General features: G+C 61.1%; 18 protein-coding genes. 7 read left to right on the top strand and 11 right to left on the bottom strand.

From position 1 onward, the window contains the following. Positions 1-93: 93 nt before the first annotated feature. Complete coding sequence (gene glmS / locus AMC99_RS08430) at positions 94-1,917, bottom strand: glutamine--fructose-6-phosphate transaminase (isomerizing) (protein ID WP_061925389.1); 1,824 nt, start codon at positions 1,915-1,917, stop codon at positions 94-96. Between the two features lie 89 nt (positions 1,918-2,006). Further along, positions 2,007-2,909, bottom strand: coding sequence for a DMT family transporter (locus AMC99_RS08435; protein ID WP_232301353.1), 903 nt, complete (start codon positions 2,907-2,909; stop codon positions 2,007-2,009). A 143-nt stretch (positions 2,910-3,052) separates the two neighbouring features. On the opposite strand from AMC99_RS08435, the gene AMC99_RS08440 reads away from it, so the two are divergent. From AMC99_RS08440 to AMC99_RS08455, 4 genes are read left to right on the top strand one after another with little or no spacing between them, the layout of a single operon-like run. Next, positions 3,053-4,063, top strand: coding sequence for a glycosyltransferase family 2 protein (locus AMC99_RS08440; RefSeq protein WP_061925392.1), 1,011 nt, complete (start codon positions 3,053-3,055; stop codon positions 4,061-4,063). A gap of 5 nt (positions 4,064-4,068) precedes the next feature. Beyond that, a complete protein-coding gene (locus tag AMC99_RS08445) occupies positions 4,069-5,742 on the top strand; it encodes a hypothetical protein (RefSeq protein ID WP_061925393.1) in 1,674 nt (557 codons plus the stop codon). Next, positions 5,739-6,659: a hypothetical protein gene (locus AMC99_RS14155; RefSeq protein WP_061925396.1), complete on the top strand. Its 921-nt coding sequence runs from the start codon at positions 5,739-5,741 to the stop codon at positions 6,657-6,659. The genes AMC99_RS08445 and AMC99_RS14155 overlap by 4 nt, the downstream gene beginning before the upstream one ends. A 1-nt stretch (position 6,660) precedes the next feature. Further along, entirely contained in the window at positions 6,661-7,767 is a 1,107-nt protein-coding gene (locus AMC99_RS08455) for a polysaccharide pyruvyl transferase family protein (protein WP_061925399.1), read from the top strand. A 2-nt stretch (positions 7,768-7,769) separates the two neighbouring features. Here the strand turns inward: AMC99_RS08455 and AMC99_RS08460 are convergent, their stop codons facing one another. Beyond that, positions 7,770-9,020: a glycosyltransferase gene (locus AMC99_RS08460; RefSeq protein ID WP_061925402.1), complete on the bottom strand. Its 1,251-nt coding sequence runs from the start codon at positions 9,018-9,020 to the stop codon at positions 7,770-7,772. Positions 9,021-9,206: 186 nt separating this feature from the next. On the opposite strand from AMC99_RS08460, the gene AMC99_RS08465 reads away from it, so the two are divergent. Further along, on the top strand, positions 9,207-10,745 hold the full coding sequence (locus AMC99_RS08465) for a TadA family conjugal transfer-associated ATPase (RefSeq protein ID WP_061925404.1): 1,539 nt from the start codon (positions 9,207-9,209) through the stop codon (positions 10,743-10,745). A gap of 22 nt (positions 10,746-10,767) precedes the next feature. Here the strand turns inward: AMC99_RS08465 and AMC99_RS08470 are convergent, their stop codons facing one another. Further along, positions 10,768-10,998 carry a hypothetical protein gene (locus AMC99_RS08470; RefSeq protein ID WP_083440125.1) on the bottom strand — a complete coding sequence of 77 codons (231 nt, stop codon included), beginning with the start codon at positions 10,996-10,998 and terminating at the stop codon, positions 10,768-10,770. Positions 10,999-11,157: 159 nt separating this feature from the next. Between AMC99_RS08470 and AMC99_RS08475 the strand changes: the two genes are divergently transcribed. Then, positions 11,158-11,982 carry a DMT family transporter gene (locus tag AMC99_RS08475; RefSeq protein WP_232301354.1) on the top strand — a complete coding sequence of 275 codons (825 nt, stop codon included), beginning with the start codon at positions 11,158-11,160 and terminating at the stop codon, positions 11,980-11,982. A 65-nt stretch (positions 11,983-12,047) separates the two neighbouring features. Next, the gene (locus AMC99_RS14265; protein ID WP_157058286.1) at positions 12,048-12,179 is read left to right on the top strand and encodes an entericidin A/B family lipoprotein; all 132 of its coding nucleotides are present in this window, start codon (positions 12,048-12,050) and stop codon (positions 12,177-12,179) included. 104 nt (positions 12,180-12,283) lie between these two features. On the opposite strand, the gene AMC99_RS08480 is transcribed toward AMC99_RS14265, so the two are convergent. The 7 genes from AMC99_RS08480 to AMC99_RS08510 all read right to left on the bottom strand — a co-directional run bounded on the left by AMC99_RS08480 (position 12,284) and on the right by AMC99_RS08510 (position 19,419). Then, positions 12,284-13,840, bottom strand: coding sequence for a long-chain-fatty-acid--CoA ligase (locus tag AMC99_RS08480; RefSeq protein ID WP_061925413.1), 1,557 nt, complete (start codon positions 13,838-13,840; stop codon positions 12,284-12,286). Positions 13,841-13,927: 87 nt separating this feature from the next. Beyond that, positions 13,928-14,377 (bottom strand): ABA4-like family protein, encoded by a 450-nt coding sequence (locus AMC99_RS08485; RefSeq protein ID WP_061925416.1) that lies wholly within the window; start codon positions 14,375-14,377, stop codon positions 13,928-13,930. After that, complete coding sequence (locus tag AMC99_RS08490) at positions 14,374-15,360, bottom strand: bile acid:sodium symporter family protein (RefSeq protein ID WP_061925419.1); 987 nt, start codon at positions 15,358-15,360, stop codon at positions 14,374-14,376. The genes AMC99_RS08485 and AMC99_RS08490 overlap by 4 nt, the downstream gene beginning before the upstream one ends. A 51-nt stretch (positions 15,361-15,411) precedes the next feature. Continuing rightward, positions 15,412-16,104 (bottom strand): NAD(P)H-binding protein, encoded by a 693-nt coding sequence (locus tag AMC99_RS08495; protein WP_061925422.1) that lies wholly within the window; start codon positions 16,102-16,104, stop codon positions 15,412-15,414. Continuing rightward, the gene (locus tag AMC99_RS08500; RefSeq protein WP_061925425.1) at positions 16,097-17,257 is read right to left on the bottom strand and encodes a deoxyguanosinetriphosphate triphosphohydrolase; all 1,161 of its coding nucleotides are present in this window, start codon (positions 17,255-17,257) and stop codon (positions 16,097-16,099) included. Before AMC99_RS08500 ends, AMC99_RS08495 begins: the two co-directional genes overlap by 8 nt. Positions 17,258-17,555: 298 nt before the next feature. Continuing rightward, a complete protein-coding gene (locus tag AMC99_RS08505; RefSeq protein ID WP_232301355.1) occupies positions 17,556-18,224 on the bottom strand; it encodes an aspartate/glutamate racemase family protein in 669 nt (222 codons plus the stop codon). Positions 18,225-18,408: 184 nt separating this feature from the next. Beyond that, positions 18,409-19,419 carry an SO2930 family diheme c-type cytochrome gene (locus tag AMC99_RS08510; protein ID WP_061925431.1) on the bottom strand — a complete coding sequence of 337 codons (1,011 nt, stop codon included), beginning with the start codon at positions 19,417-19,419 and terminating at the stop codon, positions 18,409-18,411.

Here is a 19,419-nt window from a genome sequence, read left to right on the forward strand (position 1 = left end):
TAAATTTCGCTCTAACAGGACCCTGTCTGCGAAATTTCGCAGAAAAATTTACGCAAATCAGCCTGTCTGCGAGTTGTCACGCCACACAGGGTGTCACTCGACGGTAACGGATTTTGCGAGATTGCGCGGCTGGTCGACGTCCGTCCCCTTAACGCAGGCGACGTGATAGGCGAGCAATTGCACCGGCACTGCATAGACCAGCGGAGCGATCAGCGGATGCACCTTGGGCATCTGGATCGTCGCGATGCAATCCTCGCCCGCTTCCTCGAGGCCTTCCTCGTCCGAAATCAGGACGACCTTGCCACCGCGGGCGCGAACTTCCTGCATGTTGGAGACCGTCTTCTCGAATAGCGGTCCCGAGGGCGCGAGGACGATTACCGGAACATCTTCGTCAATCAGGGCGATCGGGCCATGCTTCATCTCGCCAGAGGCATAACCCTCAGCGTGAATGTAGCTGATTTCCTTGAGCTTGAGTGCACCCTCGAGCGCGAGCGGATAGTCAGGTCCGCGCCCCAGGTAGAGGACATCGCGGGCAGGCGCGATCAGGTGCGCCATCGAGGCGATATCGTCATCATGGTCGAGCGCGGAATTGAGACATGCGGGCGCTTCGAGAAGGTGTCGCACGACTTCCTGTTCTTCCTCGCGGCTCATGCGGCCTTTCTTGACCGCCATGTGCGCTGCCAGGGCTGCCAGCACGGCGAGCTGGCAGGTGAAGGCCTTGGTCGATGCAACACCAATCTCCGGTCCGGCATGCGTCGGGAGGAGCAGGTCTGCTTCGCGCGCCATCGAACTTGTCGGCACATTCACCACCACGCCGATCGTCTGCCCCGCTTCCTTGCAGTGGCGCAGGGCTGCGAGTGTATCTGCAGTCTCGCCGCTCTGCGAGATGAAGAGCGACAAGCCGCCGTCCTCGAGCACTGGTTCGCGGTAGCGGAACTCGCTGGCTACATCGATATCGACCGGTACGCGGGCGAATTGCTCGAACCAGTATTTCGCCACCATCCCGGCGTAATAGGAAGTGCCGCACGCGACGATGGTGATGCGATTGATCGCCGAAAGATCGAAATCGATCTGCGGCAGTGCAACCGAGTTGTCCGCCTGGCGCAGATAGGAACCGAGCGTCTGCGCGACGACCGTCGGCTGCTCGAAAATCTCTTTCTGCATGAAGTGGCGATAATTGCCCTTCTCTACCGCTGCGGCCGATGCACCCGATGTGACGACGTCCCGCTCGACGGCATTGTTGTCGGCATCGTAAATCCGTGCACCATCCTTGGTCACGACGACCCAGTCGCCTTCCTCGAGATAGGAAATGCGCTGCGTCAGCGGAGCCAGCGCTAGAGCATCGGAGCCGAGATACATCTCGCCTTCGCCGTAACCGATCACAAGCGGCGAACCGAGCCGTGCACCGATCAGCATGTCGGGATGCTGGCGGAAGGCAATGGCGAGCGCGAATGCCCCGCGAAGGCGCGGAAGAACGGTCTTCATCGTGTCTTCGGGCGAGGCTCCGTTCTCGATCTCGCGGGAAACGAGGTGGGCGACGACTTCGGTATCGGTTTCGCTATCGAGCGTGCGGCCGGCGGCGGTGAGTTCATCGCGCAGGCTCTTGAAATTTTCGATGATCCCGTTGTGTACGAGAGCGACTTCGCCCGTCGCATGCGGGTGGGCATTGTTGGCGGTCGGTGCCCCGTGCGTTGCCCAACGGGTATGTGCGATACCGATCGAACCGTCTGCCGGCTGGGCCTTCAGGACATCGACGAGGTTGGCAAGCTTTCCCTCGGCGCGGCGACGCACCAGTTGCCCATCATGGACGACGCAGATGCCGGAACTGTCGTAGCCGCGGTATTCCATCCGCTTGAGGCCATCGACCAGCCGGTCTGCGACCATATCATTGCCGACGATGCCGATAATTCCGCACATGTTTCTATCCGTTTGCGAGTTGGAAGTGGCGCGCCCCTAGGCGCTCGATGATGAACGAAGCGTGTGCTGTAACGGGAATTGCCCGCACTTCAAACGCTAGTCGCAGGCGACGCCGTTTTTCGGCTGTCTCGCCAGAGATACAGCCCTGCCCCGATGATGATCGCTGCACCCACGACGGTAAGAATGTCGGGCACATCGTCGAAGAACAACCAGCCGAGCACGCTGGCAACCAGTATCTGGACATAGCTCGCAGGTGCGATTTGCGCTGCACCGGCCTTCGTCGTGCCGATGTAGGTCAGCCAGTGCGCCGTCGAAGCGGTCGCCGCAACGATAGCGCAGCGGATGACAACGCTCCAATCCGGCATGCCGATTTCAAAACCGTCAATACCGGCCCAATCGGCTCCGAAAGCCGCGACGATCAGGATCGGCGCCGAAACAACCGCGATATATGCCTGCATCGACAAGGCGCTGCCCTTGCCGGCAGATGCACGGTTGAGAATGATCATCAGCGAGAAGAATATAGCCGCAATCAGCGGGAGGACTGCAGGCCAGCCGACCTCAGCGAGATTGGGCCGCAGGATGATCGATACGCCACCCAGCGCAGCAAGCGAGGCGAACCACACCGCCGGGCGCACCCGCTCGCCCAGCAAAGGACCGCTCAGCAGCGCAGTCAGCACCGGCGAGACGAAAGTGATCGCCATAGTTTCTGCCAGCGGCATGATGAAAATCGCGGCAAAGAACGCGAGCGAGGAGAAGGCGAGGCAGATGCCCCTGCCGATCTGCAACCACGGGTGATCGGGCATCAGGGAACGCGGCCCCTGGCGAACCACCAGCAGCGCAGAAAGCACAATCGCACCAATTGCAAAGCGAAGTGCGGCGACAGCCGTGACCGGCCAGTCGCCCGCCATGGATTTCACCACCGCATCGCCCACGGAAAGAATGGAAAATCCGGCCAGCGCGTAAAGCATGCCGGCCCGTTCGTCGTGTTGCACCCCGTCTCCCCTGGCGAATTCTTAGCCCGGCAGCCCCTCCCGCAGATGCAAGTCAAAGGCAAGCCTTGGTTTCCATGGTTTACCATTCCTTAAAGGGCCTTGCCCCAGAACGGCCTCCACAAGCCGGGGGCAACTGAAATTTCATGACGAAACTGATCATCCAGATCCCATGTCTGAACGAGGCAGAATCCCTGCCCGAAACGCTGTCGCGCCTGCCGCGCCAGATCGACGGGATCGACACGATCGAAATCCTCATCATCGACGACGGTAGCACCGACGACACAGTCGGGGTTGCGCGCCGTTGGGGCGTGCATCACGTGGTGCGCCATCGCCGCAACCAGGGTCTGGCGTCAGCATTCCAGGACGGCGTCCGCAAGGCGCTGGCATCTGGTGCGGACATCATCGTCAACACCGATGCCGATGGCCAATACGAAGGGGCCGACATCGCCCTTCTCGTCCAACCCCTCCTCGCAGGCGAGGCGGATATCGTCATCGGCGACCGCGGCGTGGCCGACAATGCCCATTTCGGCCCGTTCAAGCGCCGCCTGCAGCGGCTCGGCAGCTATGTCGTTCGGCGCCTTTCGCGCGCGGATATCGGCGATGCGGTGAGTGGCTTTCGCGCCATCAGCCGCGATGCAGCCCAGCGCATGACGATCACGACCGAATTCAGCTACACCACAGACATGCTGATCCAGGCCGGTCGCAAGCGTCTGGCCATTACCAGCGTGCCGGTGCGGACCCACGCGACAGAACGTCCCTCGCGCCTGTTCAAATCGATCCCGCGCTTCATCATGAACACCGGCGTCACCATGGCGCGCGCCTATACGACGTATAACCCGCTGCGGGCATTCGTCGGCTCCGGCCTCGTCGTCGGCACGATCGGTGTCATTCCGATGCTGCGCTTCGTGTGGTTCGTCCTTCAAGGGGACGGATCGGGTCACATCCAGTCGCTCGTCATCGGCGGATCGCTGATGGTGATCGGTGTGCTCCTTTGCCTGCTTGGAGTGCTTGCGGATCTCGTCGCCTCGAACAGGAAACTGGTCGAAACGAGCCTGCTCGAAATCCGCCAGCTGCGTGACGAGGTCGCCGGATTGCGCAGAGAGGGCCCTGCAGAAGTGCCCGCGCAAGCAGAGCCGGTCCGCAAAGCTGGATAGGCGCCATGGCGAGCGCCCCGATCTTGGCCGTTACCCCTCAGAACAATGGCAGCGCATTCTTTTCACGCTCGCTGAGCCGCCCGCTCACGCTTGCCCTGTTCGCGATGCTCGCCGGGATGCACCTTTCGATGGCGTTCGGCCGGGCGATCAATTGGGACGAATTCTTCTTCTACGGCCAGGTGGAAATGCTGGCGCGGGGCGAGTTCCTGAAGCCGCTGCAGACAATCCACACCCGCCTGTTCGTCTGGATCGCTGCCCTGCCGGGTGACGAGGTTGATCACATCATCGTGGCGCGGCTATTCATGCTCGCAAGCCTCGGCGCGATCGGTGCGTCGATCTACGGTGTGGCATCGAAATTCACTGACAAGCAGAACGCGGCGCTGTGTAGCGCAGCCTATCTCGGTGCCGGACTGGTACTTCAGCACGGCACTTCGTTTCGGGTCGATCCGATGGCTGCGGCCCTGCTTTCACTCGCCCTGCTCGTTCTCGCAAGGTCACAGATGAATTGGTTCCACGCCCTCGCGATGGGGGCTCTGTGCGGATTGGCCGCGATGGTGACGATCAAGGTCGTTCTGTGGCTGCCCGCCTTTGCGGCTGTGGGCGTGATGCAATGGCATGAACGTGGCTGGGACAAGGGCTACGTCGTTCGTGTTGCCGCCTCTGTTTTCGCTGCCGCTGCGAGCTTTGCGAGCCTTTATGCCTTTCATTCGATGGGCGCCGATCCGGACCAGGCGAATGCCGCGGCGCAGGACATTGCCAGTTCTTCGATTGCGAAGATGTTCGGATTCTTCAACACGCCCTACCTGATCTTCATGGTGAAAGGCGCGCTGACCGCCATCATCCTTGCGATAGGAATAGTGCTTGTCCCGTTCAGGCTGGCGAAGATCGACGCCCACTGGACAAGGCGCCTTGCGATAGCGGGCCTGTTCTTCCCGATCCTGACACCGTTCTTTTACCACAACAGCGCGCCCTATCTTTATACCTTCATCCTTCCGCCGGTCGCGATGGCATGTGCCCTTTCGATGCCGGTTCTGACCAAGCGTTACGGTGCAGCAGCAGTGGCAGCGATCATCGCTCTCAACGCAGCGGCGGTCTGGATCGTCGACGAACGCGGCATGACTGGTGCACAGCAGGAAGTCATCGGCGGCGTGCACGAGATTTTCCCAGAGCCGGTTTCCTATTTCGATTGCTGTTCGATGGTCTCGACCTTCAGCAAGTCGAACACATTCCGCACGCCGTGGGGCATTGAGCGTTACCTCGCTTCCGGACGCCCCGCGATGCTGGAAGCCATGCAAACGAAGCCCGTCCCGCTGCTTCTGGCCAATGACACCCTGTTCACCGGCCTGTTCGACGGGGACGACGCCATCACCTTCCACCCTGATGATGCCGCCGCGCTGCGCAATACATACATCCCGCTCTGGGGCGATGTCTTCGTGGCTGGCAAAATCGTGTCCGCGGGCGATCAGTTGACGTGGAACGTGCTGGTCCCCGGGACCTACACTGTCGAAGGCAATGTGCTTATCGACGGCGTTGGTCACACCGACGGCGATCTGGTGCAACTGGACCGCGGCGACGTGAAGCTCGAAAACAGGGACGGAACGGAAGCGAGGCTACTCTGGGGAGCCGGGACCAAGGCGCCTTCGCGCCCCTTCCCCGAAGAATACTGGACGCTGTTTTGAACGCCGAACCGGCCCTGTTCAAACCGCCAGTCGACAAGGCCGGAACGGAACCCGTGTCGCTGACGGGGAAATTGCGCGCGTTCCAGAGGCGCTGGCGGACGCCTGTCCTGGCCATAGCCGCAATCTTCTTCCTGGGCGGTGCGATATGGTCGATCGCTTCTCTCGATCTAGCCCCAGGCGATATCGCGATCGGACCTCTCGTGATCCTGATAGTCGCCATCATACCGGCCACTCTCGCCTATAGTGCCGTCAACCTCATGCTGATGGCACGGGCGGCCGGCACCGCCATGACCTTCGCCGATTCCTTGCGCACCAACGTCTTTGCTTCGCTAGCGGAATTGCTGCCAATTCCTGGGGGCGCCATCGTGCGCTCGCACGCGCTCGTCAGATCGGGCAGCAAGTTGTCGCACAGCGTCGAATTGGTCGTCGGCTTCGGCTTGCTATGGATCGCTTGCGCTGCCGTAGGTGCCGCTCTGTCGCTTCAGACAGCCAGTCCCGCCGCACTTCCTGTCGCAGTGATTTCGGCGATGGCGACCCTCTTCATCACAGGCTGGATCGCAGCCCGGTTCGGATTTGCTATCGCGATGGCGGCTCTCGCCCTGCGAATCCTTGGACTGGGCCTGATGGCCGTGCGGGTTGGGCTTGCCTTTGCCACGATTGGTCTGGCTATCGCCTGGTCCGACACACTGGCCTTCACTTTCGCGATCATTGCCGGGACCGCCTCGGCCATCGTTCCGTCCGGACTGGGTGTTTCGGAAGGCCTTGCCGCAATCGTAGCGGCGCCTGCCAATGTCGCACCTGCCGGCGCATTTCTCGCCGTTGCTCTCAGCAGGTTGTTGGGATTGGCTGTCAACGCCATTGCCGCAGGGCTGTTTTCGCTCCACGCAATGCGCCAGGCAAAAACAGCGGGATTGTAAAGTGTCTGGCGAAACGAGACCGATTACGGTTCTGCATGCTTTCAGCCGGCACAATGCGGGCGACGGCCTGCTGGTCGACCTAACGCTTGATGCTCTGGCCGCCGCCGGAGTGAAGCGCCACCGGATCGAAGTGCTCGCGCTCGACCCGGAAAGCTTTCCCGAGCTGGACAAGGTGCACCGCGCGCCGGGGGAGCCGACAGCCAGGCCGACGATCAAGCTTGCCAAGGCCGCCGGTACGCTTGCTGCCAGCCTTGCGGGTGTGGACAGCTTGAGAGACCGCCTGAAGAAATCGCATGCACTCGTCGCAGTGGGTGGTGGCTATCTCGTTGCCGATAGCCCGACACGTCAGGCCGGCGTGCTGCTCAATCACCTCGCGCAATTGCGTGCCGCAGCGGGCCATCCGGGCCCAACGATCTACTTGCCGCAGAGCATCGGCCCTCTCCACGGAGTGGCCAAGGCTCTCGCTCTGCCGGCCCTGGCGAAGATTGACAGGATCTGGGTTCGCGACGACGAGACCGAGCGCGAGCTCGGCTTTTCCAACACGCGCCGCTGCCCGGATCTCGCAGTCATGGAACTAGCAGAGCGGTTTTCCGGGATCGAGGCTTCCCCGTCAGATGGCCGCCCGGTCCTCGTCGGCAGGGACCTGCCAAGAGCAGGTGACTATGTCGAACGTCTGGGCAAGCTGTCGAACTCTCTCGGCGATGCCTGCTGGGCGGTGCAGGCCGACGTTGCCGGCCCTCGCAGCGACCGCGCCTTCTACCACCGACACGGATGGCACGATGCCGGGTCGCTGGCGCAGGTTCTGCAGGAACCGACGGGCCCGGTGGTTTCGGTACGGCTTCACGGCGCGATCGCTGCCTTGCTGGCGGGACGACCGACGATCCATCTCGCCTATGAACGCAAGGGATGGGGCGCCTATGAAGACCTTGGCCTTGCCCGATGGGTTCACGATGCGCGCGACTTCGATCCGGAACTCGTCGCAGCCCAGGTCCGTGAATTGTCGCAGGATGCCGGGCCATTCTGGCAGGCAGTGGCGCAAAGCTGCGACAAGATCCGCGCTTCGAAACAGGAAATGATTGCCGATCTTGCGGCACGCCTTGGCGAGTGAACCTAGTGATCCATTGCCGCTTCGATCGGCGCAAGATACTCCTCGATCAGCTTTTCCCAGCGATAGCGCGACAGGATTTGTGCAGAGCGACCGGCTGAGCCGGGCTGGCGTGACATCAGTGTTTCAAGCCCTGCTGCCAGCGCGCCGACATCCGCAGGATCCTCGACAAAGACGATGTCGCCCTTGATGCTCTCCCATTCGGGTAGCAGCTCGATATTCGTGTCGCGCGAGGCAAGGACCGGCTGACCGCGCATCAATGCTTCGAGCAAGGCGACAGGCAGTCCCTCGACGTCACCGCCAGCCGCCCTGGCCGGAAATGCGAAGCGCGCGCACGAGGCCAGAAAAGCGTCCTTCTTCTCGCCGACCAAGAACCCCGGAAAGCTAACATCCGACTGTGCGACCATCTTGCGCAGCGCGGCTCCATCTTCGCCATCCCCAGCGATTGCAATCGAAGGTTTGGCACCTCGAGAAGCCAGCATCTCCGCTGCCTCGATGAGATAATTGAGCCCCTTCTTGCGCGACAGTCGGCCCATCGTGCCGATATCGATCGACTGTTCGGTTGGGATTGTTTCGACCAGTTTGGCAACGCCCATCGGAAGCACGGCCGACTTGGCGCGAAACGCATCACCCTCAGCCGCCCCAAGGTAACCAAGCGCAAGGTCGAGCTGGCCGGAATTGACGCAGAAGAACCGTTTCGCATCGCGCAGGATCGCCCGTGCGGTTGCCCTGCCCAATCCGCCAAGCCTATCGAACACGGCAAGGTCGCTCGAATGGGTTTGCAGGATATACGGAATGCCAAGTTTGCGCTTCAGCCGATGCGCAACAAGCCCCTGCGGCATGACCCAATGCGCATAGACCAGGTCGATTGCGCGCTCCTCGATCAATCGCTTTGCATGCATGTATTGCGACAGCAGGAATGGCGCGATCTGCGCTGCCAGCAGCGGGTTCCGCCTAAGGTTTGGCAGGATAGCCGGGTAGGCGAGGCCCTGCCACTTCGCCGGCCTGAAATAGGAAAAGCGCTCAATCGAAAGGCGCCCATGCTGCTCGAAACGGGGTGCCGCCAGGTCGTGCGGAGCAAGGATCGTGAGGCTGTCGCCAGGCCTTGCCGCAAGCCATGCATCGGCCTGCTCGCGGACGAAATTTGCCTGCATGTCCCCTTCGAAACGGGGCAAGGTCGAAGTCAGGAACAGGACGTGCATCGGTCCTTCCTTAAACGCTCCGTCAATCGCGTCCAGCATGCGCTGAAAATTCATCTTTTCCAGCTAGTTTCCTACGCTGTACCGCGCTGCAAACCGGCAATCCGCCGATAGCTGGAAGGGACGAGGCGATCCTTAGGAAAAAAATAAGGTTTCCTCTTTATTCACCAATCTTCGTGAGGTGATCTTCGTCATATGACGGCGATTGCCGAAGTGAGACAGTTGACGCCTAGGGGGCTTGGAATGACGGCATTCGGAAGGAAGAACGGACCCGGGGGCATGCAGCCCGGGGCGCGTCCGTCCTTTGGTGTGGCTCGCCCGATGAAGGGCGGCGCCGGTGGTGGCCAGCAGGCTGCCAACCCGAACGCAGGCGGAGAACAATTCCCGCCGCTGCCGGACGACCAGCAGGTCCCAGCACCCTCCCCCGCGCCCAGCTCGGGCGGCAAGGGCACCGAAGATGCAATGGCGCGCCTGTCGGAGCGCATGAACGCGACACACGAAAACACCGAAATCGGTGGTTTCGAAGCCAGCGTCCACAAGATCAAGGAACAGGTACTGCCGCGCCTGCTCGAACGCGTCGATCCGGAAGCCGCCGCCAGCCTTTCGAAAGAAGAGCTGTCGGAAGAATTCCGTCCGATCATCATGGAAGTGCTGGCCGAACTGAAGGTCACGCTCAACCGCCGCGAACAGTTTGCACTCGAAAAGGTCCTGATCGATGAGCTGTTGGGCTTCGGTCCGCTCGAAGAGCTGCTGAACGATCCCGACGTGTCCGACATCATGGTCAACGGCCCGGACCAGACCTACATCGAAAAGAAGGGCAAGCTGATCATTGCCCCGATCCGTTTCCGCGACGAGCAGCACCTGTTCCAGATCGCGCAGCGCATCGTGAACCAGGTCGGCCGCCGCGTCGACCAGACCACACCGCTGGCCGACGCCCGTCTCAAGGACGGCAGCCGTGTGAACGTCATCGTCCCGCCGCTCAGCCTCAAGGGCACGGCGATCTCGATTCGTAAGTTCTCCGAGAAACCGATCACCATCGACATGCTCAAGGAATTCGGTTCCATGAGCGAGAAGATGGCGACCGCCCTCAAGATTGCCGGCGCCTGCCGCATGAACATCGTTATCTCGGGCGGTACGGGTTCGGGTAAGACGACCATGCTCAACGCCCTTTCGAAGATGATCGACCCGGGCGAGCGCGTGCTGACTATCGAAGACGCGGCCGAACTTCGTCTGCAGCAGCCCCACTGGCTGCCGCTCGAAACGCGTCCGCCGAACCTCGAAGGGCAAGGTGCCATCACCATCGGTGACCTTGTGAAGAACGCCCTGCGTATGCGTCCTGACCGAATCATCCTGGGCGAAATTCGTGGCGCGGAATGTTTCGACCTTCTCGCCGCCATGAACACCGGCCACGATGGTTCAATGTGTACGCTCCACGCCAACTCTCCTCGCGAGTGTCTTGGCCGTATGGAAAACATGATCCTGATGGGCGACATCAAGATTCCGAAGGAAGCCATCTCGCGCCAGATCGCGGAATCGGTCGACTTGATCGTCCAGGTGAAGCGTCTGCGCGATGGTTCTCGCCGTACCACCAACATCACCGAGGTGATCGGGATGGAAGGCGACGTGATCGTGACGCAGGAGCTTTTCAAGTTCGAGTATCTCGACGAGAGCGAAGACGGCAAGATCCTGGGCGAATTCCGCAGCCAGGGCCTGCGCCCCTACACGCTGGAAAAGGCACGCCAGTTCGGTTTCGACCAGGCCTATCTGGAAGCCTGCCTCTAAAACTTCGCGCTGACGCCGGCTTCTAGTTGGCGAGTAACTTCGGAAGCGACAGGGCGATAAGTCCCCCGCCGATAATCATGCTCGCCATGAACAGGCTGGTCCACGGCACCAGGCTGACCTTGTTGATGTCACTCCGCTTCGACCGACGCCGGTCACCGATCAGCGCCACAATCGAAAGCGCGATGAAGCCTGCCCCCCACAGGGCAAGAATTTCTGCATCGCTGGCGAACAAAATGGACTGGTAGAAGTTCATCGGTCGGCTCACATGGGTCTCGATGGCGCTTATCGCAATCCCCAAATACCTGCATCAAATCGGACGAGCGATGCCGTTATGAACGCGTCGCCTCCCGACCAGCGCCCTTTGTTTGCTCTCCTTTTGCGATTGGCCGCCGCTGCAAGCCTCGCCTTGCTCGTGGCTTTGGTGAAGCTCGGCAGCGAGAGCGGGATCGCCCTCCCCGAAATCCTATTCTGGAGGCAACTCCCCACTGTCCCGCTGGTCCTGTTGTTCTTCTGGAGCCAGGGCCGGATGGCCGATCTCAAGACCGATCGCCTGCGCCAGCACGGGAAACGTGCGGTGATCGGCCTGATGGGCATGGTCCTGAACTTCGGTGCCGTGACATTGCTTCCGCTGGCGGAGGCAACGACCTTCAACTTTACCTCCGCGATCTGGGCCGTGATCCTGTCGGCGCTGATCCTTCACGAACACATAGGGATCTGGCGCTGGAGTGCTGTTGCCCTCGGATTTGGCGGTGTGATCATAATCACCCAACCCGGCGACGGACATATCCCGGTTCTCGGCGCAGCGGTCGCCTTGGGTGCTGCATTCATGATTGCGCTTATCTCGATCCTGATCCGCGACCTATCGCGGACGGAGCAACCGCTTGTAATCGTGTTCTATTTCTCGCTCCTCTCGCTTCCCATCCTCGGCGGTGCGCTGCCGTTCTTCTGGACCGAAAAGACAGTGGAGCAATGGGCCATACTGATCGGAGCCGGCCTCGTCGGTCTGCTCGGACAATTCCTGCTCACGGCAGCCTTGCGCTACGGAAGTGTCGCGAGCGTCATCGTGATGGATTATTCGGGCCTGCTATGGGCGACCCTGCTTGGATACGCCTTGTTCGAGGCACTTCCGTCGACAACGACCTGGCTAGGCGCGCCATTGGTGGTCGCGGCCGGTCTGATCATTGCATGGCGGGAAAACCTCGTCCGCAAGAAAGTCAGGCCGCCTGCCACGCTCTAGCAGGAACCCGAGCGTTCCTTGATCGTTAGCCTCTCATACGCGCATCACGTGCGAGGAGATCGAACATGACTGTCCGCAAGACCCTTATCGCAGCGGCCCTGGCTGCGATGACCCTGACTTCTGCCGCATGCAACACCGTCCGCGGCGCCGGTCAGGATCTCGAATCCGTCGCTAACGACGTAGATCAGGCTACCTGATCGAACCCCTCTGGTCCGAACCTTCGAGGTCGCGCTTGAAGAGACCAAGCAAAAAGCCCGCCGTTTTCGGCGGGCTTTTCATTTTCTAGCGACGGTTCGGTGCTTCAGCTGACCTGGCGCTCCTGCCCTTCCCAGAAGGGCGCACGCAGTTCGCGTCGCAGGATCTTGCCTGATGGATTGCGCGGCATTTCGGGAATGACATCGACGGTCTTCGGCGCCTTGAAGGCAGCCACGCGCTCACGCGCCCATGCGATGACATCGTTGGGATCGACTTCCATCCCGGGCTTTGCGACGACACAGGCCTTGACCTCTTCGCCCCATTTCTCGCTCGGAATGCCGATAACGGCAACTTCTGCAATGGCAGGGTGCCCGTAGATCGCGCTTTCAACCTCTGCCGGATAGACGTTCTCGCCGCCCGAAATGATCATGTCCTTGATGCGGTCCTGGATATAAAGGTAACCGTCATCATCCATGTAGGCGGCATCGCCCGTGTGCAGCCAGCCATCTTTGTCGATTGTAGCAGCGGTTGCTTCGGGCAGTTTCCAGTATCCCGATGTGTTGGAGGGCGAGCGTACGGCGATCTCGCCGATTTCACCGCGAGGGACTTCCTTGCCGTCAGGGCCGAGGATCGCAATCTCGGTCCCGGGCACCGCCTTGCCGGCAGAACGCATGCGCTTGTTGCCTTCCAGCGTATGATCGTCCGGCGGCAGGCTCGCGATGGTACCGGTTGTTTCTGTCATCCCGTAAGCTTGCAGGAAGCCTGTCGTCGGCATTGTCTTCACCGCCTCGCGCAGCAATTCGAGCGGGATCGGGGCAGCGCCGTACATCAGGTAGCGAAGGTTCGAAAAGTCGGTCGTCGCGGCCTTCGGATGCTGGATCACCATCTGCAGCGCCGCAGGGACGATGAACATCTGCGTTACACCGCTCTCGATTCCGTCGAGCACGCCTTCGGGAGTGAATTCGGCCTGGATCAGCGCCCTGACGCCGCTGGCAAAGGAAATGTTGATCAGCCCGGTTCCGCCGATATGCGCAATCGGCATAGCGACGAGAACGCAGTCGGTCGGGCGATACTCGGCCCAAGGCAATTCTTCGGCGATACCGAAAGGCCGCAAGCCAAGAAGATTGCGCCCGGTAAGGACCACGCCCTTGGGATTTCCCGTCGTTCCCGAGGTATAAAGCTGCAAAATGCCGTCGTCAGGTCCGGCGGCGTCGAACTCGGCGCGATCGCTGGTGCGCACCGCTTTCCACGCCTCGCCTTCGCTGAGCACCGCAGGACGTGGATCGATCCCATAGGCGACAGTGCGTGCTGTTTCGGCGAATTCTTCGCCCGCAAAGAGGATCTTCGAACCGGTATCCTTAACGATGTAGGCGATCTCTGGCGGCGCAAGTCGCCAGCCAATAGGGGCCATGACCACGCCCATCCTTGCCGCGGCGGCGAACAGGATCGCATAAAGATCGCTGTTCTTGCCGAGCCATGCGATCCGGTCACCTTTCGCAACACCGGCGCTCTGGAAATAGCCGACAGCGCGGTCGGTCAGTTCGAGCAGGTCGGTGTAGGTGAGCTTGCGGTCGTCCTGCTCGGTCGCGATGTTTTCGGGACGATGCTTTGCCCAGTGTCGGATTACTTCATCATAGGTGAGGTAGGTATGCTGGTCGGTCATGCTCTCTCCACGGATTCTTCGATCCCTGGTTGAGACTTATGACAAGGAATATCGCCTAGCGCCAGATAAGTTGCGCAGCAGGACTGATCAGCTCCAGCGCCCCTGTGCGCGGGCCCTGCCTTCGCGAATGATCAGCCACAGCAACAGGCCGAATGGCCCGGCGAAGAACGTCGCGAGCAGGATAGGCGCCTGCAAGATGCGCGAGAACCCTTTGGCGTCGGCGTCGCGCGAGATCCAGATTCCGACGAACAGGTCAAAAGCGAGATAGTGCGTCCATCCGATCGTCACCCCTCCATCGCTGGCGAAGATCGTGCGAACGCCCTCGATCGAATTGAAGTTGCCACCGGCACCGCCGACCGGATCGACCAGGCCTGTCAGGATGGAAACTAGCCCGGCCGCATAGACGAGGCAGAGCAAACCCACGCCGAGATACAGCAGGGCAGAAAGCAGCGCCGGCCATCGCGGAAGCAAGATCAGCGCACCCCAGGCGATCAGTGCGAGCAGGTTCACTCCTCCGAATATGGCATCCCAGCTCATTCGATTTCTCCCGTGTCAGTATTGCTGCCGCGCCGCCACCATGCGGCCAAGAGGCTTCCCATGACAACATGGTACAGTGCGGAAACCGCGCTCGGTACCGGTGCGAGTGCCGCCTGTAGCGGCATCTGGAACTGGGCTGCGAAACTGGGGCTGGAGGCCAGGGTCGATCCCAGTCCCGAGTTCTGCATGCCGACCTCGATCGAACAGGTTCGCGCTTCCTCCTCTCCGAAACCGGTCAAGCGGCTGAGCCAATAACCGAACAGGAAGCCGGTGGCGTGCAAGGCGAAGAGCGCGAACAACAGCGTACCTGCATTGTCGATGATCAGGTCCTTTGATCGGGCAATGATACCGCCTACGATCAGGACAACACCGATCACGGAGACCATCGGGGAAACAATTGCCGCTTTCGCGGTCACGCCGGGCAACAGCCGATTCAGGACGACCCCGGCAACGACAGGCAGCAGGACTACCGTGACCATTCCCCGGAACAGGGCCCACTGGTCAATTTCGACATAGATCCCGGCCAGCCAGCTCGTCAGCAGAGGTGTCGCGACGATCGCAACCATGGTCGATGCCATCGTCATCGTCACCGATAGCGCGAGATTGGCACGGGCAAGGTAAGTCACGACATTGGAAGCTGTGCCGCCCGGGCAGCACGCGACCAGTATCAAACCGACCGCCAGCCCGGTCTCAAGCCCGAACAATCGAGCAAAGACGACGCCAGCCAGCGGCATGACTGTAAATTGCAGGGCCACCCCGATGCCGACCGCACGGGGCATCGATAGTATCCGGCGGAAATCCCCCGGAGAAAGCGTCAGCCCCATTCCGAGCATGATCAGGCCGAGTAGCACGCTGACCAGCGACTGGCCGAAAGGCTGGAAAGTGCCGTCTACGACCCACAGGAAATGCGACGGGATCAACCACGCCCACAGCGTTCCCAGCACCGTCCAGACTGCAAAAAGGTCCGTCGCCTTGCGGATCATCCAGCGCCCCCTCTCCCTCCAGAACGGGTTAGCGCCGAAAGCGTCACCTGCCTAGCTGGTGCGGTTTGCCCAGTCGCGAGCTGCCCGGATTATGCCGTCGTTGTCATGGATGAATTTTCCGGCGGCACGGCGCATCGAAAGCTGCAGGGCCGCCTCTGCCACGGTTGTGGCCTCGATCGAGCGGTAACGACGACGCGGGCCATTGAGGAACGGATCGACCAGCGGACTGGCAATCCGGGCAAGCCCCTCGCCTATGCGCATGTCTCGTTCGCGGGGTCCCTTCAGCAAACCCGGTCGCAAGATGTCGAGACGTTTGAATTTCAACGACTGTAACTCGCGCTCTACTTCGCCTTTCACCTTGAGATAGAAGTTCTTCGACTGCGGGTCTGCGCCAGCCGAGCTGACCGCGACCATTCGTTCCGCCCCGGCATTCAATGCAGCACGGGCAGTCGCCAGGACGAGGTCCTGGTCCACCGCGCGAAAAGCCGCCTCGTCCTTCCCCGCCTGTTTCCATGTCGTACCGAGCGCGCAGATGAGAGTTGTCGGGCGAAGGACATCCAGCACCTCGTTCCAGTTTGCCGGATCGGCGAGAACCATTTCCATCCGTCCGCCGGGGGGCAATTTCATCTCGCGGCGGGCGATGGCAACGACCTGGACCTCTGGCTGTCCCACAGCAGTTTCGAGCAGCGTTCGGCCGACGAGGCCGGTTGCACCGACCAGAGCAATGCGGACCGGCTCAGACATTGGTCAAACCCTTGGGACGCTCGCCGTAAATGGCGGCACAGCTCTCGATCGCGAAACTGTCGCTCATCCCCGCAATGAAATCGGCGATCACGCGGCTGCGCGCAGGATCGTGTTCGGGAAGACGGTCCAACCAGTCCTTAGGCATCAACTGTGCGTCCTGCGCATAGGCGGCAAACAGGCGCGCCACGACATCGCGGGCACGCTCGGCAGCGGCAATCTGTTCGGGATGATAGTAGAGTCTTTCGTACATGAACTTCTTCAGACCGCGCTCTTCCTGTGCGAGCGAAGGAGAGAAGCCGCCCAGTTGCCGCCCGGCATCGCGCACTTCCGCGATAGAGCCGATCCCTTTTACCTGCTCGCTCGTGTGCTGGATCACATCGTTGACCATCAGGCCGATCTGGTCGCGCACGAGTTCGCGCAATTGCCTGTCGCGCGGGGCGTTGGGGAAGCGTTTTTCGACGGCACGCCACTGGTCTGCGAGGAAATCGACGGTCAGCAGGTCGTCCAGCTCCAGAAAGCCTGCCCTGAGCCCATCGTCGATGTCGTGATTGTCGTAGGCGATATCGTCTGCAACCGCCGCGATCTGCGCCTCCAGCGACGCATATTGACCGAGGTCTAGCGGGAATTCGGCATCGAGCTCTGCCAAGGCCCAGTTGGGAGCGATAACCGGTCCATTGTGCTTTGCCAGGCCTTCGAGCAGGTCCCAGCTGAGATTGAGGCCATCGTGTTCCGGATAAGGGCTTTCGAGGTGCATCACCGTGCGCAGCGCCTGGGCATTGTGATCGAAGCCGCCGTGGCGGGCCATCGCTTCGGACAGCGCCGATTCCCCGGCATGGCCGAACGGCGGATGGCCCAGGTCGTGTGCCAGGCACAATGCCTCGGTCAGGTCCTCGTCGAGGCCGAGTACACGCGCAATGACGCGCCCGATCTGGGCAACTTCCAGGCTATGGGTCAGCCGGGTGCGATAGTGATCGCCCTCGGGCGCGATGAAGACCTGTGTTTTCGAGCGAAGCCGGCGAAAACTCATCGAATGGATAATCCGGTCGCGGTCGCGCTGGAATTCGCTACGTGGTCCACGCGACCCACCGCTGCCGAGGGAGTATTGGCGACCGCGCGGAGCGGCGGGATCGGCTGCGTAAGGTGCCCTCGTCATCGGGTAGCGGATTAGTGGAGCGTCGCCGCGCCGACAACCGGAACAATCGGGCAACACTGCAGCTCATCGCCAGAAATGGAAAGGGTCGCTTTCCCCAAGGGGAGAGCGACCCGACTGAACCAAGCGATCCGAAGAGCTCTTTTGAGCTTCATGTACGCGCCATGCGAAGCGCGGTATTCGTCATTTCGTAATCAAGATGTCACGAATTGGAAGCGCGACTTGTAAAAAATCGACAGGTTGTTTTCTGAAAGAGGTGATCCGTGGCATAAGTCGCCCCAGCACCCTCCACATCAGCAGTTCATTCCTTGCCCAAGATCCATTCGGCCGCCGCGTCGCAATGAATCCGCGTGCTGTCATAGATCGGCAGGATGTTGGCATCGACATCGACCACAAGATCCAGTTCGGTGCAGGCGAGCACGATCGCCCGAGCCCCTTCCTGTTCCTTGCGCGTGATGATCGTGCGCAGCGTCCTTTCGGCGGCGCGCGTTACCTTCCCCACCATCAGTTCCTCGTAAATGATGCGGTCGATCGCCTCCACATTGCTCATGTCGGGAGGCAGGAGATCGACACCATGCGCGACGAGCCGCTTGCGATAAAAGCTTTCGGTCATGACATTGCGCGTTCCGATCAGGGCCGCGCTCTCGCAGCCGTCGGCATGCATCCGGGCGCCTACGCAATCGGCGATGTGGAGGATGGGAATATCAACCGCGTCCGCAACCTGGTCGTAGATCCTGTGCATGGAATTGGCGCAGATGATCAGCCCTTCGGCTCCGGCCTTTTCGAGCCGAGAAGCACTCTCCGCCAGGACGCTGCCCGCCCGTTGCCAGTCGGCATCTTCGCGAAGGCCGTAAAGCTCCTGGAAATCGAGGCTTTCGATCAAAAGCGGCGCGCTTGCCTTGGGGGCGGACCTTTTCTGGATCGAACGGTTGATGCAGTCATAATAAACGGCGGTAGAGACCCAGCTCATACCGCCAATCATGCCGAGTTTTCGCACTAAAACCCCTTCCGTCTATTCCCCCTCGCAGCCGCTTTTATGCATGCATCGTCACGAGCGTCCAGAGCCAAGGATTTTCCGAGGCATTTTCTGATCTTGGTTGTTTAACGGGGAATTAGTGAGGGCGGCCCGCACGCGCAGCGCACGTGCGGAAAGATCACTTCTGCATCTGCGCGATCCAGCGGCGCACAACGTCCAGCCCTTCGCTATCGACGGTCGATTTGCCCAGTTCGGGCATCGCCACACCCGGTTCTGGCGACCCCATGCGAAAGGTCAGGATAGAGTCATCCGGATCGCCCGGGACGATATCGAATTCATGACCACCCGATCCCCGTCCCGCTGCAACCGGACGTTTGAAGATGCCGATGGCATGGGGATCGTGCTGCTCCCAGCGCAGGTCGAGCCCGGAATTGGAGGCCGTGGCTCCCGGTTGGTGACAATGGGCGCAATTGGTCTCGAGATATCCGCGAGCTGCAGCATCGATCGGGACCGATGCCCTCTCCTCCCACAAGGGGATACGGGCGGCGAGTTCGGGTGCCTCGTCCAACTTGCCCAATCCGACAAAGTCGTCGAGCCAGTCGGCGGAAAGATTGCGCGCCTTCGGCCCGATCGGCACAACCTCGCCATTCAATCCGTGGCATTCCTTGCACTGGTTCTTGTTCGGAATCCGGTAGCTGATGGTCTGCCCCGAAGGCGTGGTTACAGGCAGCCGCCCTCCGGCAACCGCCAGCACCGCTTCGGTCTGCTGGTCGTTCCAGCGATAGGGCAAGGCAACCCAACCGTCGGTGCGATGGAGCAGCACACGCGTTTCGATCAAGCGACGGCCATTCCCCTCGCCGAACGCGAAAGTCTTGATCAGCGCGCTGCCCACCGGGAGAGCGAGCAAGCCTTCGCCCCTTGCCTTCGCCACCTTGCCGCCAGGCACATAGACGAAGCGCAATTTTTCAGCGCCATCCGAAAAGAGCGGCGTGTTGAGGCGATAGGGCACTACGCCCGGGCTGGGCTGCTGCGCTGGCGCGTCGGCGAAGAAGCCGAACTCGGAAAGGTTGCGCGGCAGGTCGAGCCCGCTGACCGCTGTATCGTCCACCGCCGTCTGGGGATTGGCCCGCACCGTGACCGCGCCGAGCAAGGCGGCGACCGCAAGGCCGGCAAGTACACCTGCCTTCAT

The sequence above is a fragment of the Altererythrobacter epoxidivorans genome, assembly GCF_001281485.1.
GTDB lineage: Bacteria > Pseudomonadota > Alphaproteobacteria > Sphingomonadales > Sphingomonadaceae > Erythrobacter > Erythrobacter epoxidivorans.

Excerpts from the sequence above, each read along its gene's own strand:
- AMC99_RS08440 (WP_061925392.1), top strand. The coding sequence starts at position 3,053 with ATGACGAAACTGATCATCCAGATCCCATGTCTGAACGAGGCAGAATCC.
- AMC99_RS08480 (WP_061925413.1), bottom strand. The coding sequence starts at position 13,840 with ATGACCGACCAGCATACCTACCTCACCTATGATGAAGTAATCCGACAC.
- AMC99_RS08465 (WP_061925404.1), top strand. The coding sequence starts at position 9,207 with ATGACGGCATTCGGAAGGAAGAACGGACCCGGGGGCATGCAGCCCGGG.
- AMC99_RS08445 (WP_061925393.1), top strand. The coding sequence starts at position 4,069 with ATGGCGAGCGCCCCGATCTTGGCCGTTACCCCTCAGAACAATGGCAGC.
- AMC99_RS08505 (WP_232301355.1), bottom strand. The coding sequence starts at position 18,224 with ATGAGCTGGGTCTCTACCGCCGTTTATTATGACTGCATCAACCGTTCG.
- AMC99_RS08460 (WP_061925402.1), bottom strand. The coding sequence starts at position 9,020 with ATGAATTTTCAGCGCATGCTGGACGCGATTGACGGAGCGTTTAAGGAA.
- AMC99_RS08500 (WP_061925425.1), bottom strand. The coding sequence starts at position 17,257 with ATGACGAGGGCACCTTACGCAGCCGATCCCGCCGCTCCGCGCGGTCGC.
- AMC99_RS08470 (WP_083440125.1), bottom strand. The coding sequence starts at position 10,998 with ATGAACTTCTACCAGTCCATTTTGTTCGCCAGCGATGCAGAAATTCTT.
- glmS (WP_061925389.1), bottom strand. The coding sequence starts at position 1,917 with ATGTGCGGAATTATCGGCATCGTCGGCAATGATATGGTCGCAGACCGG.
- AMC99_RS08485 (WP_061925416.1), bottom strand. The coding sequence starts at position 14,377 with ATGAGCTGGGATGCCATATTCGGAGGAGTGAACCTGCTCGCACTGATC.
- AMC99_RS08510 (WP_061925431.1), bottom strand. The coding sequence starts at position 19,419 with ATGAAGGCAGGTGTACTTGCCGGCCTTGCGGTCGCCGCCTTGCTCGGC.
- AMC99_RS08490 (WP_061925419.1), bottom strand. The coding sequence starts at position 15,360 with ATGATCCGCAAGGCGACGGACCTTTTTGCAGTCTGGACGGTGCTGGGA.
- AMC99_RS14265 (WP_157058286.1), top strand. The coding sequence starts at position 12,048 with ATGACTGTCCGCAAGACCCTTATCGCAGCGGCCCTGGCTGCGATGACC.
- AMC99_RS08495 (WP_061925422.1), bottom strand. The coding sequence starts at position 16,104 with ATGTCTGAGCCGGTCCGCATTGCTCTGGTCGGTGCAACCGGCCTCGTC.